Source organism: Nonomuraea sp. ATR24, from assembly GCF_041950485.1.
In the GTDB taxonomy this organism is placed as follows: domain Bacteria; phylum Actinomycetota; class Actinomycetes; order Streptosporangiales; family Streptosporangiaceae; genus Nonomuraea; species Nonomuraea ceibae.
On record NZ_JBGNUU010000003.1, the window covers coordinates 558579 to 574611 of the forward strand.

The following is a 16033-nucleotide window of genomic DNA, read 5'->3' on the forward strand; positions in this document are numbered from 1 at the left end:
CCCGGGAGGGCGTTGCCTTCAGGGGGTGCGCTCCCGTCGGAAAGGGGTGATTCCGCCGGGGGCTACCCGAGAGAACGGCTCCTTCCGGCAAGGGGTGTCTCTCTGAGGGGGCGGGTCCTCCGTGAGAGGGCTTTCGGTGGGCACGGCCCGAAAGGGCGGGCGTCCCAAAGGTGGGATCGTGGGAAGTGGGGTGTTGCGGGTACGGGGGACGTATGGAGCGGATGTTCGCCGATCGGGCCGAGGCCGGGAGGTTGCTGGCCGAGCGGCTGGAGGTGCCCGAGCCGGTGGTGCTGGCGCTGCCGCGCGGCGGGGTGACGGTGGCCGAGCCGATCGTGCGGCGGCTCGGCGGGACGCTGGACGTGCTCGTCACCCGTAAGATCGGCTACCCGCCGCAGCCGGAGCTGGGGGTGGGGGCGATCGCCGAGGGCGGTGAGCCGGTGTTCGACGGCGCGCTGCTGGCCCGGCTGGGGCTGACGCCGGGGGCGCTGGCCGAGGTGGTGGAGGCGGAGCGGCGTGAGCTGGCCCGCCGGGTGGCGGCGTACCGGGGGGATCGGCCGCTGCCGGAGCTGGCGGGGCGCGAGGTGGTGGTGGCCGACGACGGGCTGGCGACGGGGGCGACGGCGCGGGCGGCGCTGCGGGCGGTGGCGGCGGCGCGCCCGGCGCGGGTGACGCTGGCGGTGCCGGTGGGAGCGCCGGAGACGGTCGAGGCGATGCGCCGGGAGGCGGACGAGGTGGTGGTGCTCATCGAGCCGCCCGACTTCCGGGCGGTGGGCCAGTGGTACGCGCACTTCGAGCAGTTGTCCGACGCCGACGTGCTGGACGTGCTGGACCGGAACCGGTGAGGGTGACGTCAGGCGGGCAGGACGGCCCACACGATCTTGCCGGGGCCGCCCGGGGCGACCCAGCCCCAGCCGGAGCAGAGCGCTTCGACGAGCCGCAGCCCGCGCCCGTACTCGGAGAAGATGTCGGCGCCCGCGGGCGACGGCGGCGTGGAGCTGTAGTCGGTGACGACGCACGCCACCTCGCCGCCGTGGCGCAGGAGGCGGAGCTGGATGGCGCCGCCTCCGTGGCGCATGGCGTTGGTCACCAGTTCGGACACGACCAGGGTGGCGTCGAAGGCCGCCCGCTCCGCCCCCCACGAGCCGAGCGTGCGGTCGACGAATCGCCTGGCCATGGCCACGCACCCGGGCTCGAACGAGCTGAGTTCGTGAAAGGGGAAGACCGCGTCGCCGTCGCCGGTGCGGCCGTCCAGTATCGCGGACGTCAGCCACGCCGGTGGCCGGGTAGCGCTGGAGGCTTGCGGCCGGGCGTCGAAAGTCGTCATCCTTGGCCCCCGAGGCGCGGTTTCTGGTGATCCATTCCCCATCTTTACGACCGTGCGGCACAGATGCAAGACTTTTCGATGTTTACCGATGCAGAATGCATCTGCACGTGCAGATGATCTGGGAGCGATGGACGTGAGCGCAGAGAGTGCCGAGAGTGCCGAGGGTCTCGGAAGCACGATCCTGAAGCATTCGACGGGGAGCCCGACGGTGCTGCGGATCCTGCTAGGGACGCAGCTGCGCCGGCTGCGCACCGAGCGCGGCATCTCGCGCGAGGACGCCGGCTATTCGATCCGCGCCTCCCACGCCAAGATCAGCAGGCTGGAGCTGGGCCAGGTCAGCTTCAAGGAGCGCGACGTGGCCGACCTGCTGACGCTGTACGGGGTCACCGACCCGGACGAGCGGGCGCCGCTGATCGCGCTGGCCAAGCAGGCCAACGCGCCGGGCTGGTGGCACAAGTACGGTGATCTGCTGCCGAGCTGGTTCGAGGTGTACATCGGCCTGGAGGGCGCCGCCTCGGCCATCCGCACGTTCGAGAACCAGTTCGTGCCCGGTCTGCTGCAGTCGCCGGCCTACGCCAGGGCGGTGATCGAGCTGGGCAACGAGCGGGCGGCCCCGGACGAGCTGGACCGGCGGGTGCAGTTGCGGGTGGCCCGCCAGCGGCGGCTGACCGGGGACGACCGGCTCAACCTGTGGGCCGTGATCGACGAGGCTGTGCTGCGGCGGGCGCCTGGCGGCCCGGAGGCCATGCGGGAGCAGATCGAGCACCTGCTGGCCATGACGGCGGAGCGCAACGTGACGGTGCAGGTCATGCCGTTCGACCGGGGCGGGCACGCGGCGGCGGGCGGCTCGTTCAGCATCCTGCGCTTCCCGGAGCGCGAGCTGCCGGACGTGGTCTACATGGAGCAGCTCACCAGCGCCCTCTATCTGGACAAGGCGGCCGAGTCCGAACATTACGTCAAGGTGATGGACCGATTGAGCGTGCAGGCTCAGGAGCCGAAGGAGAGCAGGCGGTTCCTCGAGAGCCTGCTTGACCGGTGAAAACGCGTGTGATCCACGGCATAGCGGATTTTTGGTCATCCCGTATATGGCGATGGGCTCGTCACCGTATTGTCTGCTCGTAAGCACGGATGCACGTGCATCCGTATGGCCGAGGAGCTGCCCCCATGCTTGAGTTCCGCAACGGAACGCCCGCGCGTCGTCTGCCCGTCGTCTGGCGCAAGAGCGCGCGCAGCAATCCCAACGGCAACTGCGTCGAGGTGGCGCCCCTGCCCACGGGCGAGGTGGCGATGCGCAATTCACGCTTCCCGGACGGGCCGGCGCTGGTCTACACCAGGGCGGAGATCACCGCATTCGTCCTCGGGGCCAAGGACGGGGAGTTCGACGACCTGCTGGTCTGAGCCGGTCTGAACGAGGGCATGCGAAAGCCGCCGTCCGGGATTGGACGGCGGCTTCGTCGTGCGCGGGGTGAGCTGCCTGATCAGGCAGTTGTCCCGACCGGGTTCGCCGGAGCCTGAGCGCGGTGTGCCAGGCTCCGGTTCATCGGGACAACTGCGTGATCACGCGATGATCTGCGCGGGGAATGCTGCCGGGTGTCAGGCGGCGGAGATGCCGGCGCTGGCGGCGCGGCGCATGCGACGGCGACGCTCGGAGGCGCGCTCGTCCTCGTTCAGGCCACCCCACGTGCCGTACTTCTCCGGACGGGACAGCGCGTAGTCCAGGCACTCGTTGCGGACCGGGCACCCGGCGCAGATCGCCTTGGCCTTCCGCTCACGTACGTCACGCTCGGGCTGCCGCTCTCCGTCAGGGCCGAAGAAGAGCACGAGGTCCTCACCCCGGCACGCGGCATCATCCTGCCAACCCCAGCTGGGGCGCGGGCGGGCGAGCTGCCGACGTACCTGAGACATGAGAAAACCACCTTCTTGAGAGGTATTTCGGTAATTGAGCCGCATTGGACGCTTTCGGCGTCACTGTTCCAACGCAAAGCGAGACCGTGATGTTCCCTTGGTCAGGTGAGGGCTGGCGTGGCGTACCGCACAGGCGTGAGCCTGTCCAGCGAAACCAGCCGGTAGGTGGTGATCGTCTCGGCGCAACCCGTGCCACACGGCGCTTGGCACGCCGATGGCTTGACCACAACCTGGAACCGGACGTCTCCGCAGCGCACGATGGCTTCGGTGACGTCGCCGTCCGACCTTGAGGATTCCACGGCCACCGCGCCGACGGAGCGCTCTCCCGTATGGGCTCGGGCGAAGTGCTCCACGGCTTGCAATGGCTCAGGGATGCCTGCGCGTCCCCGGAGACGGTCGAGAATGACCTCGCCCGACCGGTACGCGTCTGCCGCTGCGATCGCAGCAGCCTGAGACATGCTGCCGTAGAAAATTCCGTGTGGCAAGCACACAAGGTTGGCGGCGTAGCGATCGCCGCCAACGTGTGACGTTTCCCACACTCTGTCCGGCAGAAAATCCGCCAGCGACCGAGCGAGGGGCAATCCAATGCGGGCGCAGCACGCGTTGCGCTTGGCGTGCGTGCACACCAGAAATACCGGCTCGTCTTCAAGTATGCAGGACTCGGGGACCACTCCGGCCACCAGCGCGTCCAGGTCAAGATCGTCAGGACCTGCGACGACACCGCTGGCCAGCCAGGGCGCGTCTCCGACCCCGTACGCCAATAGCACACGGATGTCCTGGTTCCGTGGGCGGGTGCGGCGTCCGGGACGGCGGATCAGCTGCGGCCTGATACCGCGTTCGAGGGCTCTGGTGACGAGTTTGGCGATGTTCTCAGGAAGTTCTGAGCTTTCCAGGCGGGCCGGCCACGGGCCCTCGTGCTCGACGAGCAGCCACAGCCTGGCCCCCACCGTCGCACTGGCCAGGGTGGGTATGCCACCGGTGTGGCACCCCTCCGCGTGTTCACAGCCCTTCGCCACACCGTCCCCCTTCCGCGAATTAGGTAAGACTAACCTAACGGGATGGCGAGGTGTCAGGCGATCGCCGATTCCGCCGCTCCGGCCGCCGCCTGCCGGTCCTCCGGCACCAGCCCGAGCCGGGTCCGCCGGTCGAGCAGGTCGGCGGCGTCGAGCGCGCCCTCGTGCCGCGCCGACCACAGCAGGTCGCCCGCGCTCAACCCGAGCCCGACCGGCTCCGGGTGGTCGCGCACGAGCGGCCACACCGCCGCGGCCTCGGCCCCGTAGCGCTCGGTCAGCCGCCGCCACGTGCCCGCCGCCCCCTCCGGCACCGACGACGGCCGCCGCGCCGGCCCGGCGCCCACCAGGGGGAGCGAGGCCGTGCGGCACCGGCCCGCGCGCAGCCCCGCCAGCTCCGCGGCGCGGTCCACCGCGTCCTCGGCCATCCGCCGGTACGTCGTCAGCTTGCCGCCGACCACCGTGACCACGCCGTCGCCCGCGAGCACCGCGTGCCGCCGCGACAGGTCGGCCGTCCGTCCGTCGGCCGCCAGGAGCGGCCTCAGGCCCGCGTACGCGCCCGCCACCGCCTCCCGTGTCACCTCAGCCCCGACAACCCCGTTCAGCACCTCCAGGAGCGTCCTGACGTCCTCCTCGGGCGCCTCGGGCACGTCGGGCACCGGCCCGTCCACCGCCACGTCCGTCAGCCCCACGTGCACCCGGCCGTCGGGCTGCGGCAGCACCAGCGCGAACCGGTTGCGCTCGCCCGGGATCGGCACGTGCATCCCGGCGTACATGCCCGGCAGCGTGCCCGGCCGCAGCACCAGGTGCGTCCCGCGCGAGGGCCGCAGCCGCACCGACGGGTCCAGGCCGCCCGCCCACACGCCCGTCGCGTTGATCACCACCCGGGCCCTGATCGCGAACTCGCGCCCGGTCAATTCGTCCCGCACCCGCGCGCCCGTGCCGGTCAGCTCCAGCGCCCGGCACCGGGTCAGCACCCGCGCGCCCTGCCCGGCCGCCGTCCTGGCCACGGCCACGACCAGCCGGGCGTCGTCCAGCAGCCGCCCGTCCCACGACAGCAGCCCGCCGCGCAGGCCCTCGCCGTCCAGCGCCGGGACCAGCCGCCGCGTGCGCTCCGCCGTCAGCCGCGACGGGCCGGGCAGCAGCCGCCGCGGCGTGCGGGCCGCCGCGCGCAACCCGTCGCCCAGCCGGTAGCCGGCCATCACCAGCGCCTGCTGCCGCCGCGACACCTCCCGCGTCAGCGGCAGCACGTACGGATGCGCCCGGACCAGGTGCGGGGCCGTGCGCCTGAGCAGGAAGCCGCGCTCGACCGCGCTCTCGTACGCCACCCCGACCTGGCCCTTGGCGAGATAGCGCAGGCCGCCGTGGATCATCTTGGAGCTCCATCTGGACGTGCCGAACGCCAGGTCGTGGGCGTCGATCGCCGCTACGCTGAGCCCCCGGGACGCCGCGTCCAGCGCCGCCCCCGCGCCCGTCGCGCCCAGCCCCACGACGAGCACGTCGACCCGCTCCTCCGCCACGAGCTCCAGTTCGCGGCTCCTCCTGCCGGCGTTCAGCGAGGTGTCCGGCGAGGTGTCTCGCTTAGTCAACGTAACCCTCCAGCAGTGTGCGCAGTTCGGCGTCCAGCTCGTCGAGCGTCACCGGGTCCAGCATCGTCGGCGCCGACAGCAGCCACGCCTGCGCCACCAGCAGCACCGCCCGCGCCTTGCGGGCGTCGCCCAGCGCGGGCTCCAGCGCCGCCAGGGCCGCCTCGTGGCTGGCGCCCCGCCGGTGCAGCAGGTAGGGGAGCAGCAGCTCCGGGTCCGCCTCGACGATCTTGCGCCACAGCGGGTGCTCGCGCAGCCGCCGCACCCCGGTCACCACGGCCGTCACCGGGTCCGACAGGTCCAGCCCGGCGATCGCCGCCACCCACTCGCGCGTCATCAGGTCCGCGACCAGCGAGCGCACGTCCGGCCAGTGGCGGTAGATCGTCATCCGCGACACCCCGGCCCGGCGCGCCACGTCGGTCAGCGTCGTGCGCCGCACCCCGTAGGCCAGCACGCAGTCCCGGGCCGCGTCCAGGACGCCCTCATTGTGACGAATCGACGGCATGTGTCACAGTGTATGCGTGCCAACCGAACCCATGCTCTGGTCAGGGTGGGGCGACCCCGCCAAGGCCCGCGACCTGCCCGAGGAGATCACCCGGCTGCTGGGCGACCTGCTCGGCGTGCGCGCCCCGGCCGAGCCCGCCGCCACCCTGGAGTCCGTACGCCTGCCGCCCGTCTCGCTCGCCCCACGGCTGCTCACGGCGCTGGCCGGCCTGGTGGGCGCCGCGAACGTCGACACCTCCCGCGAGGCCCGCGTCCGGCACACGCGCGGCAAGTCCACCCCGGACCTGCTGCGCCTGCGCGCCGGCGACGGCGCGGACGCCCCCGACGCGGTCGTGCGGCCGGGCGGCCATGACGAGGTGACGGAGGTGCTGCGGCTCTGCTCGGCCGAGCGCGTCGCGGTCATCCCGTTCGGCGGCGGCACCTCGGTCGTCGGCGGCCTGGCGTCCCCGGGCCCCGGGTTCGCCGGCGTGATCAGCCTGGACCTGGGCCGGATGGACCGGCTCACCGGCGTCGACGCCGAGTCGATGATCGCCACGTTCGAGCCGGGCGTGCGCGCGCCCGAGGCCGAGCGGCTGCTGGCCGCGCACGGGCTCACGCTGGGCCACTTCCCCCAGTCCTACGAGTACGCGACGCTCGGCGGGTTCGCGGCGGCGCGCTCCAGCGGCCAGGCGTCGGCGGGCTACGGCCGCTTCGACGACATGGTCGCCGGGCTCACCCTCGCCACCCCGGCGGGCACGCTGGAGCTGGGCCGCGCCCCCAAGTCGGCCGCCGGGCCCGACCTGCGCCAGCTCGTCCTCGGCTCGGAGGGCGCGTTCGGCGTCATCACCTCGCTGCGCCTGCGCGTGCGCCGCCTGCCCGCCGCCCGCGGCTTCGAGGGCTGGCGGCTGCCGGACTTCGGCACCGGCGCCGCCGCCCTGCGCGCGCTCGCCCAGGGCGGCGCGCTCCCGGCGGTCCTGCGGCTGTCGGACGAGACCGAGACGATGATCGGCCTGGCCCGCCCCGACGCCATCGGCGGCGGCGACACCGGCTGCCTGCTGATCGCCGGCCACGAGACGCCCGCCGGCGGCTCCGCCGCGCTCGCCGAGGCCCGCCGCGCCGAGGTCGCCGCCGTGCTGGCCGGCCTCGGCGGCGCGCCGCTGGGGGAGGAGCCCGGCGAGTCGTGGGCGCGCGGCCGCTTCGAGGCGCCGTACCTGCGCGACTCGCTGCTCGCCGCCGGGGCCACCGTCGAGACGCTGGAGACGGCCGGCTTCTGGTCCGGCCTGCCCCGGCTGTACGACGCGGTCCGGCTCGCGCTGCTCGGCGCGCTCGGCACGCCGCTGGTCATGTGCCACATCTCCCACGTGTACGAGACCGGCGCGTCGCTCTACTTCACCGTCGTCATCGCCCAGGACGGCGACCCGGTGGCGCAGTGGGAGCGGGCCAAGCGGGCGGCGAACGAGGCCATCGTGACGGCCGGTGGGACGATCTCCCACCACCACGGTGTGGGCCGCGACCACCGTGACGCGCACGCCGCCGAGGTGGGCCCGCTCGGCTCGGCGATCCTGCGCGCGGTGAAGGCCCAGGTGGACCCGGCGGGCGTGCTCAACCCCGGGGTGATCGCCTAGGCGGGCGGCGTGTGGCCGTCGGCCTCCGACAGGGCCGCGGCGGCGTCGCCGTAACGCTGGAGCGACTCGTACACCTCGGCCAGGCACGCCAGCGACAGCACCAGCGCGGGGCCGCCCGCCTGGCGGGCCAGCTCGACCGACTCCGCGGCCAGCGGCAGCGCGTCGGCCGGGCGGCGGTGGCCGAGGTGCAGGCGGGCGGCCGTGCGCAGCGCGCGGGCCAGCAGCGGCGTGTGGGCGGGGTTCTCGGCCACGAGGGCGCGGCTCAGCGCGACGGCCCGGTCGGCGCTGCGCAGCCCGCCCCCGCCCCACCTGCGCCGAGTCGTCGCGTAGGCGAGCAGGCCCTCGACGGCCTCGACCCCCGTGGTGCCCCGCCGGAGCGCGTCATCGGAACCGTTCCGGGCCATGGGAGCCCTCCTTGGCGACGACAACCGCTTGCTTGGGGCGATTGAGGTTACACCATGGCGCACCTTCTGTGGCGGGTACGGCACGCTCCGTTTCAGGATGCGCTTCCCGGGCGGCACGGCAAAGATGTGGTCATGGTGGAAATCGCGGCAGAACGGGGGAAGCAGGCGTCCTCCCGGGTGTCCGAAGAGGGTGCCGGCTGGGCCTGCCAGGAGATCGGCACGTACGCCGGACTGCGGCCCGACCGGCAGGGCTTCAGCTGGCTCGACTTACGCACGCTGTGGAGGTCAAGGAACGAGATCCTCGCCGGCCTGTTCGGCGACCCGTCCGGCGAGGTGCGCCGCCGGTGGGTCGCGGCGCAGCGCGAACGCGGCGCCGGCGACAGGTTCGCGATCACGCCGGGGCTCGGCGACAGCTTCAGCTTCCTGCTGCTGGGCGACACCGGCGAGGGCGACGCCTCCCAGTACGCGGTCGTCCCCGGGATGCTCAACATCGGCGCAGGCACCGCCTTCGCGGTGATCGCCAGCGACGTCGTCTACCCCGCCGGGTCCGGCAACGAGTACCGCGACAAGTTCTTCCGCCCCTACAAGGACTACGACGCGCCGATCTACGCCATCCCCGGCAACCACGACTGGTACGACGGGCTCGGCGGCTTCATGCGGGTCTTCTGCGACGCGCCCCCGCTCAAGCCCAGGCCCGACCGGGGGCTGCGCGGGCTGCTGTGGCGCAAGCCCGAGACCGTCGACGAGAGCGCCCTGGCCGAGGCCCGCGCCCTGCGCGGCAAGCCCGCCCAGCAGGCCACCCAGCCCGGCCCGTACTGGGTCATCGAGAGCCCGTCGCTGCTCGTCGTCGGCGTCGACACCGGCATCAGGGGCGCGATCGACGCCGAGCAGGCCGACTGGCTGCGCCGCGTCTCCCTCGATCCGCGCCCCAAGATCCTCGTCACCGGCAAGCCGATCTACACGCGCAACGACTACAAGCCCTCGCCCCTGGAGGGCGGCGGCACGATCGACGACATCGTCCGCGACCCGGCCCACCGCTACGTGGCGGCCATCGGCGGCGACGTGCACAACTACCAGCGCTACCCGGTCAAGGTCGGCGACCGGGTCATCCAGTACATCGTCTCCGGCGGCAGCGGCGCCTTCATGCACGCCACCCACACCATCCGGCGGGTCGACGCCGGCGGCGTGCACGAGGACGACTTCCGCTGCTACCCGCTGCGCGGCGACTCGCTGTCGTTCTACAGCCAGCTCTACGCCAGGCGGCTGCGGATGAAGTGGATCTACCTGACGCCGGACGAGGCCGCCTGCATCATGTCCGAGCAGATCAAGAACACCCCCGTGCGCCCGCTCGGCCAGGTCACGGTGACGCGGCGGATGCGGTGGGCGGCGCGGCTGCTCGGCTCCTGGCCGTGGCCGTTCCGGCTGCCGGTGGGCCAGGTCTTCCACCGCTACCTGTCGGAGTTCTCCGACTGGGACACCCCGCCGTTCTTCAAGCAGTTCCTGCACCTCTCGGTCACCCCGGACCGGGTGACCATCCGCTGCTTCGCCGCCACCGGATGCCGCAAGCAGGAGGAGGACCCGCCGCTGGAGGACGAGGTGAGCATCGCTTTGTCGTAGCCGCCTGGCACTCTGGGGGGCGTGTACGCGGTGGTGGCGGGAGAGACGGTCCTGCGGATCGGCGAGGCGCCCCTGCCGGGCCCGCCGGCCCGGGCCGTGCGCGAGCTGGAGCGGGAGCGGCCGCGCTGGGTGTGGGCCGACACGCGCGAGTCCTACCCGCCGCTGCTCACGGCCGGGGTGCGGGTCTCGCGCTGCCACGACCTCGCCCTCACCGAGGGCCTGCTGCTCGCATACGAGGGCCGCTACGGCGAGCCCAGGTCGGCCAGGGCCGCCCACGCCAGGCTGCGCGGGCTGCCCGTGCCCGACGACCAGCCGAGCGTGCCCGGCACCCTGTTCGAGCCCGAGCCGCTGCCCGCCGAGGCGGTCGCCGAGGTGCTCGGCGACCAGCTCCGCCGGATCGAGGCGCTGCCCGACCCCGGGCGGTTCCGGCTGCTGGTGGCCGCCGAGTCCGCCGGGGCGCTGATCGCCGCCGAGATGGGCCACGACGGCATGCCGTGGCGGCGCGACGTGCACGACGCCCTGCTCACCGAGCTGCTCGGGCCGCGCCCGGTCCACGGCATGCGCCCGGCCCGGCTGCAGGCGCTGGCCGACGAGGTGGCGGCGGCGTTCGGCCACCCGGTCAACCCCGACTCGGTGCAGCAGCTCGTCAAGGCGTTCAAGGGCGCGGGCGTGGCGCTCAAGACGACCCGCTCGTGGGAGCTCAAGAAGGTCGACCACCCGGCCGTCGCGCCGCTGCTGGCCTACAAGGAGCTGGCCCGGCTGTTCAGCTTCCACGGCTGGGCGTGGGCCGACCAGTGGGTGCGCGGCGGGCGCTTCCGGCCCGAGTACGTGGTGGGCGGCGTCGTGTCGGGCCGCTGGGCGACCAGCGGCGGCGGCGCCCTGCAGATCCCCAAGGTGATGCGGCGCGTGGTGATGGCCGACGACGGCTGGACCCTCGTCGTCGCCGACGCCGCCCAGCTCGAGCCCCGGGTGCTGGCCGCGATGGCGGGTGACGCCGGGCTGGCCAGGGCGGCCGGGGAGATCGACCTCTACGCGGCCCTCGCCCAGGCGTTCGGCGGCGAGCGCGACCACGCCAAGATCGCGATGCTGTCGGCCATGTACGGCGGCACCAGCGGCGACGCCGCCAAGCTGCTGGCTGTGATGCGCCAGCGCTTCCCCCGGGCCTACCAGTTCGTCGAGGACGCGGCCAAGGCGGGCGAGGACGGGCGGGTGGTGCGGTCCTGGCTCGGGCGCACCAGCCCGCCGCCGTCCGGTCGCTGGCGGGAGCTGGTGTCCGGGCCCGAGGGCGGCCGGGCGGCCCGCGACCGGGGCCGCTTCACCCGCAACTTCGTCGTGCAGGCCACGGCCGCCGAGTGGGCGCTGGCCCTCATGGCGGTGCTGCGCGGGATGCTGCCCGACCCGGCCAGGCTGGTGTTCTTCCAGCACGACGAGGTCATCGTGCACTGCCCGCTCGACCGGGCGGGCGAGGTCATGGCCGCGGTGTCGGCCGCCGCGGCGGAGGCGAGCAGGCTGCTGTTCGGGCCGACCCCGGTCCGCTTCCCGATGGAGACCGTCGCGGTGAGCTGCTACGCCGACGCGAAGTAGCCGATCCTAGGCGGGCGCCGCGTCGGCGGCGCGCCGCCGGACGACCACCAGCCAGAGCCCGGCCGCGGTCACCATCACCCCGACCACGAGCCCGAGCACCCCGTACGACAGGCCGCCCACGATCGCCCCGGCGATGATCGTGCCGGTGGCGCCGCACACGTTCATGAGCAGGTCCGACAGGCCCTGCACGGCGGGCCGGGCCTCCAGCGCGACCGACTCGCTGACCAGCGCCGACCCCGCCACCAGCCCGCACGACCAGCCCAGCCCGAGCAGGAACAGCGCCAGCGTCACCTGCCACACCCGGTGCCCGGCCGTGCCCGCCAGCGCCGCCGAGGCCAGCAGCAGCCCCATGCCGAGCATCAGCACCGGCACCCGGCCCGCCTTGTCGGCCAGCCAGCCGACCACCGGCGACATCATGTACATGCCGGCGATGTGCAGGCTGATCACGATGCCGATCACGTCCAGGGACGAGCCGTCGTGGTGCAGCTTCACCGGCGTCATCGACATGATCGAGACCATCGCCGTGTGGCTGACCGCGATCATCACCAGCGCGTTGCGGGCCATCGGCGTCGTGCGCAGCGTGCGCCAGGCGGTGCGGACGGTCCGCTTGCCGCCCTGGCCCGTCGGCTGCGTGCCGTCGAGCTCGCGGGCCAGCCTGAGCGGGTCGGGGCGCAGGCCCGCCAGGATGATCACCAGTGCGACCGCGAACGCCAGCGCCGCGAACGCGAACGGCCCGGCCTTCTCCACCAGCCCCAGGCTCTCCATGCCGATCCGGTCGGCGGGCTCGGCCAGGTTCGGGCCCGCCACCGAGCCGAACGTGGCCGCCCAGACGACCAGAGACAGATGCCTGGCCGCGTGGCCGGGCGGCGACAGGTCCGTGGCCGAGTAGCGGGCCGCCAGGTTCCCGGCGCTGCCGCCGCCCACCAGCACCAGGCCGGCCAGCAGCAGCGGCCAGTTGCCGATGCTGATGGCCGCCACCGAGATCACGCAGCCGAGCAGTGCCGCCAGGTAGGCCAGCGCCAGCCCGGCCCGGCGTCCGCTGCGGCCCGCGGCCTTGGCGGTTGGGCAGCGCCAGCAGCGCCGCGCCGAGCACGGTGGCGGTCCCGGCGAAGCCGCTGATCACCGTCGAGCCCGACAGGTCGTCGACGACCACCGAGCTGAGGGCCAGCCCGACGGCGACGCCCACCCCGCCCACGATCTGCGCCGCCGACAGCACGACGAGGATGCGGCGCTGGATGCCACGGATCCGGCCAGAGGGCGAAATTTCAGCATTGGGGGGGGCGCTGGTCACCCGTGAAGTCTCGCATAACCCCAGAGATGGCCCCAAACAGGACAGTCGGCCGTCCCGATGCGCTCAGAGCACCGTCACCCGGTCGCCCTGGCGGATCGTGCCCGTGCCGTCGGGGATGAGGTTGAGCCCGAACCAGGTCTTGCCGTCCCACCGGCGGTGCCGGGCCAGCGTGCGGATCGGCTCCTTGCCCTTGGTCCACGTGTCGGGGTCGACCGTCGTCAGCACGCACCGGTCGCACAGCTTGACGCCCCTGAACTCCACCTCCCCGATCCGGACCCGCTTCCACGCGTCCTCGGCGAACGGCTCGGACCCGGAGACCACCACGCTCGGCCGGAACCTGCGCATCGACAGCGGCCGCGGCTCCGGCTCGCCCAGCTCGGCGGCCGTGGCCGCCACCCAGGTGTTGAGCTGCTCCAGCGACGCCGTCGTGGTCAGCAGCAGCGGGTAGGCGTCGGCCAGGCTCACCCGGTCGTCCGCGCGGCCGTAGGCGGGGTCCACCGGACGCCGGGTCGGATCGTCCAGCCAGGCCAGCCGCGCCGGCCGGCCGATCAGCGCCGTCAGCCAGGCCGCCGCGTCGTCGCCGCAGTCGGTCACCTCCACCGGCGTCCCCCACACGCTGACCATGACCCGCGCCGCCGTGGGCGTGACCCGCAACGGGGTGGCGCCCGGCGCCGTCAGCGTGATCGTGCCGCCGTCCGGCCGCGCCACGCACGACAGCATCACCGGGAACTCACGCGCCGTCAGCGGCTCGCCGGCCTCGTCCACGACCAGGTAGCGCCGGTCACCGGCCAGCCCCCACGGCTCCACCTCGGCGCTGCGCAGCTCGTGACCGGTGGTGGACTTGACCGGATAGAAGTAGATGTTCGCCAGCTCCATGCCGCGACCGTAACAGGGGGCGATCAGGTGGTCTCGCGGAAGGTGTCCAGGAAGACCTTGCGGGTGTCCGCCTCGTCGTCCCACCGCAGCTCGGGCATCGTGAACGCGATCGTGTACGCGGTCCGCTCGTCGATCGTGACGTGCCTGGTCAGGGCGTGCATGGGGACGCCGTTGCCGGTCGTGTAGGTGTACTCCCAGTCGGCCGCCTTCCAGCCGCGGTACTTCACCGCCTGGAGCTGGACCTGGATGTAGGCGTCGACGCCGCCGTCGGCCTCGCGCCGGGTCAGCTCCGACAGGCCGCCGTCGGCCTGCGGCGTCGCCTGCTCCACCTCGATCGTCAGGCCCGAGTCCTTCGGGCCGGTGAACGTGGCCTCGTCGCCCGACGACGTCAGCTTCCAGCTGTCCGGCAGCGCCACCGTGAAGCCGGGCGGGGTGTGCTCCCGGTAGCCGTCGGGGACGGGCGAGGGGGCGGCGTCGGCGGCGCTCGCCGTCGGGGACGCGCTCACCGCCGGCTCCGTCGTGCCGCCGGTGGAGAGCAGCACCAGCGCCGCCACGACGGCGACCACGGCGGCCACGGCCGTGAGGAGCAGCAGCGGCGTCGGCCTGCCGCCGCGCACCCAGGCGTTGCCCGAGTCGTCCGGCCTGCGCCTGCTCCTGGTCTGGCGGTGCGCCACGCCCGGCAGCGTGGCCAGGCGGCTGTGCGGCATCTCGCGCGACAGGTCCCTGGACTGGTCGCGCAGGTCGTCGGGGGAGGCCAGCGGCCACGGCGCGGACCTGCCGGCGGTCCGGCTGTCGCTGGTCAGCGGCAGGATCGGCGGTGCGGACGGCTCGTCGTCGTCCACGTTCGGGTAGCCGCCCAGCGGCGGGTTCGACGGGCCGTCGAGCAGGCCGCGCGCCACGAACGGCGCCTCCTGCGGCCCGGGCGTCTCCTCCGGCATCCGCTGCGGCCCGGACGTGTCGTGCAGGCCGGACATGTCGGGGATGCGGTGCGAGCCCGACGCAGGGTCGGGCAGCGGGTACGAACCGGACGAGGGGTCGGGCAGCGGGTACGAGCCCGACGAGTCTTCGGGGACGCGGTGCGGTCCTGAGCGGCTGCCGAACGCGTCGAAGCCGTCCGCCACCGGCGGCTGCCTGAGCTGGTCGGTCGGGTGCCCGCCGGCCGGGCCCGCCACCGCGTACCCGCCGGACGAGCTGCCGAGCGGATCGTACGGGACCCGTACCGGACCCGACGGGGTCTCCACGATCCGCGACGGCAGCGGCCCGGACGGCGGCTCCGACGGCGGCCCGGACGGCGGCATTGACGGCGGCTCGCCCGCGCCGAAGTCCGGGTCGGGCGGCAGCGGCGGGGGCGGCGGCACGTCCGGGACGCGCGGGCGGGCCGAGCCGTGCGCGCGCAGCACCCGCTCCAGCTGCTCCACCACCTGGTCGGAGGTCAGCCGCTCGGCCGGGTTCTTGCGCAGCAGCCCGTCGATGACCGGCCGCAGCGCGCCCGCCCGCTGCGGCGGGTTCGGCTCCTGCGTGAGGACCGTGCCGAGCACCGCGATCGCGTCCGGCCCCTCGTACGGCGGCCGCCCCTCGACCGCCGCGTACAGCGTCGCCCCGAACGACCACAGGTCGGCCGCCTGGGTCAGCGGCTGGCCCGACAGCCGCTCCGGCGGGATGTAGGCGGGCGAGCCCATGAGCAGGCCGGTCTGCGTGATCGTCACGTCGCCCTCGATCGCGGCGATGCCGAAGTCCGTCAGCACCACCCGGTCGGCGGTGAGCAGCACGTTGCCCGGCTTGATGTCACGGTGCAGGATCCCGGCCGAGTGCGCGTGCCGCAGCGCGTCGAGCACCCGGATGCCGATCTCGGCCGCCTGGACCACCGGGAGCGGGCCGCCCTGCCGCACCGCCTGCTCCAGCGACCAGGCGCGGACCAGCTCCATGACGATCCACGGGCGGCGGTCCTCCTCGACGACGTCGTGCACGGTGATGATGCCCGGGTGCGTGAGCCGGGCCGCCGAGCGCGCCTCGCGCAGCATCCGCCGGTGCGCCACCTGCTTGCCCGCGTGGTCCAGGCCGAACGGCAGGATGAGCTCCTTGACCGCCACGTCCCGGGCGAGCAGGACGTCGTGGGCGTGCCACACCATGCCCATGCCGCCCCGGCCCACCGGCGACATCAGGCGGTAACGGCGGCCGATCAGGCGGCCCTGGCTCTGTGAGGCGCCGCCCTCGGCGCCGGGGCCGCTGAGTACGCGGTCGGCTGCCATGTCACGCCCCCATCTGTTACCTGCGTCGCGGCATACGTTCCAGATTAATGAGATTCGCCACGATATAGGCAGGCCATTC

At 73.6% G+C, this 16033-nt stretch carries 15 protein-coding genes; 6 read left to right on the forward strand and 9 right to left on the reverse strand.

Going from position 1 to position 16033, the window contains the following annotated elements:
* Positions 1-212 precede the first annotated feature (212 nt).
* Positions 213-842 (forward strand): phosphoribosyltransferase family protein, encoded by a 630-nt coding sequence (locus tag ACBI99_RS10180; RefSeq protein ID WP_219506743.1) that lies wholly within the window; start codon positions 213-215, stop codon positions 840-842.
* Between the two features lie 8 nt (positions 843-850).
* Here ACBI99_RS10180 and ACBI99_RS10185 read toward each other — a convergent pair whose 3' ends face one another.
* Positions 851-1324, reverse strand: coding sequence for an ATP-binding protein (locus ACBI99_RS10185; protein WP_375072161.1), 474 nt, complete (start codon positions 1322-1324; stop codon positions 851-853).
* 208 nt (positions 1325-1532) lie between these two features.
* On the opposite strand from ACBI99_RS10185, the gene ACBI99_RS10190 reads away from it, so the two are divergent.
* Positions 1533-2363: a helix-turn-helix transcriptional regulator gene (locus ACBI99_RS10190; protein WP_357589524.1), complete on the forward strand. Its 831-nt coding sequence runs from the start codon at positions 1533-1535 to the stop codon at positions 2361-2363.
* A 125-nt stretch (positions 2364-2488) separates the two neighbouring features.
* Positions 2489-2722: a DUF397 domain-containing protein gene (locus ACBI99_RS10195; protein WP_219506737.1), complete on the forward strand. Its 234-nt coding sequence runs from the start codon at positions 2489-2491 to the stop codon at positions 2720-2722.
* Between the two features lie 195 nt (positions 2723-2917).
* Here the strand turns inward: ACBI99_RS10195 and ACBI99_RS10200 are convergent, their stop codons facing one another.
* From ACBI99_RS10200 to ACBI99_RS10215, 4 genes are all read right to left on the reverse strand, one after another.
* Positions 2918-3229: a WhiB family transcriptional regulator gene (locus tag ACBI99_RS10200; protein ID WP_125634885.1), complete on the reverse strand. Its 312-nt coding sequence runs from the start codon at positions 3227-3229 to the stop codon at positions 2918-2920.
* Positions 3230-3330: 101 nt separating this feature from the next.
* Positions 3331-4245, reverse strand: a complete 915-nt coding sequence (locus tag ACBI99_RS10205) for a sucrase ferredoxin (RefSeq protein WP_375072162.1) — start codon at positions 4243-4245, stop codon at positions 3331-3333.
* A 53-nt stretch (positions 4246-4298) separates the two neighbouring features.
* Positions 4299-5828, reverse strand: coding sequence for a glycerol-3-phosphate dehydrogenase/oxidase (locus ACBI99_RS10210; protein ID WP_364169103.1), 1530 nt, complete (start codon positions 5826-5828; stop codon positions 4299-4301).
* Positions 5821-6330: a helix-turn-helix domain-containing protein gene (locus ACBI99_RS10215; RefSeq protein WP_357589520.1), complete on the reverse strand. Its 510-nt coding sequence runs from the start codon at positions 6328-6330 to the stop codon at positions 5821-5823. The genes ACBI99_RS10210 and ACBI99_RS10215 overlap by 8 nt, the downstream gene beginning before the upstream one ends.
* A gap of 31 nt (positions 6331-6361) precedes the next feature.
* Between ACBI99_RS10215 and ACBI99_RS10220 the strand changes: the two genes are divergently transcribed.
* Positions 6362-7933: an FAD-binding oxidoreductase gene (locus ACBI99_RS10220; RefSeq protein ID WP_375072241.1), complete on the forward strand. Its 1572-nt coding sequence runs from the start codon at positions 6362-6364 to the stop codon at positions 7931-7933.
* On the opposite strand, the gene ACBI99_RS10225 is transcribed toward ACBI99_RS10220, so the two are convergent.
* Positions 7930-8337: a hypothetical protein gene (locus ACBI99_RS10225; RefSeq protein ID WP_357589518.1), complete on the reverse strand. Its 408-nt coding sequence runs from the start codon at positions 8335-8337 to the stop codon at positions 7930-7932. The genes ACBI99_RS10220 and ACBI99_RS10225 overlap by 4 nt on opposite strands.
* Positions 8338-8469: 132 nt before the next feature.
* On the opposite strand from ACBI99_RS10225, the gene ACBI99_RS10230 reads away from it, so the two are divergent.
* Positions 8470-9954, forward strand: coding sequence for a metallophosphoesterase (locus ACBI99_RS10230; protein ID WP_219506730.1), 1485 nt, complete (start codon positions 8470-8472; stop codon positions 9952-9954).
* Positions 9955-9975: 21 nt separating this feature from the next.
* Positions 9976-11538, forward strand: a complete 1563-nt coding sequence (locus ACBI99_RS10235) for a bifunctional 3'-5' exonuclease/DNA polymerase (protein WP_375072163.1) — start codon at positions 9976-9978, stop codon at positions 11536-11538.
* A 6-nt stretch (positions 11539-11544) separates the two neighbouring features.
* Here ACBI99_RS10235 and ACBI99_RS10240 read toward each other — a convergent pair whose 3' ends face one another.
* The 3 genes from ACBI99_RS10240 to ACBI99_RS10250 form a co-directional block, all read right to left on the reverse strand.
* A complete protein-coding gene (locus ACBI99_RS10240; protein ID WP_375072242.1) occupies positions 11545-12561 on the reverse strand; it encodes an MFS transporter in 1017 nt (338 codons plus the stop codon).
* Between the two features lie 331 nt (positions 12562-12892).
* Positions 12893-13705, reverse strand: coding sequence for an MOSC domain-containing protein (locus tag ACBI99_RS10245; protein WP_375072164.1), 813 nt, complete (start codon positions 13703-13705; stop codon positions 12893-12895).
* Between the two features lie 23 nt (positions 13706-13728).
* Complete coding sequence (locus ACBI99_RS10250; protein WP_375072165.1) at positions 13729-15954, reverse strand: serine/threonine-protein kinase; 2226 nt, start codon at positions 15952-15954, stop codon at positions 13729-13731.
* Between the last annotated feature and the right edge of the window lie 79 nt (positions 15955-16033).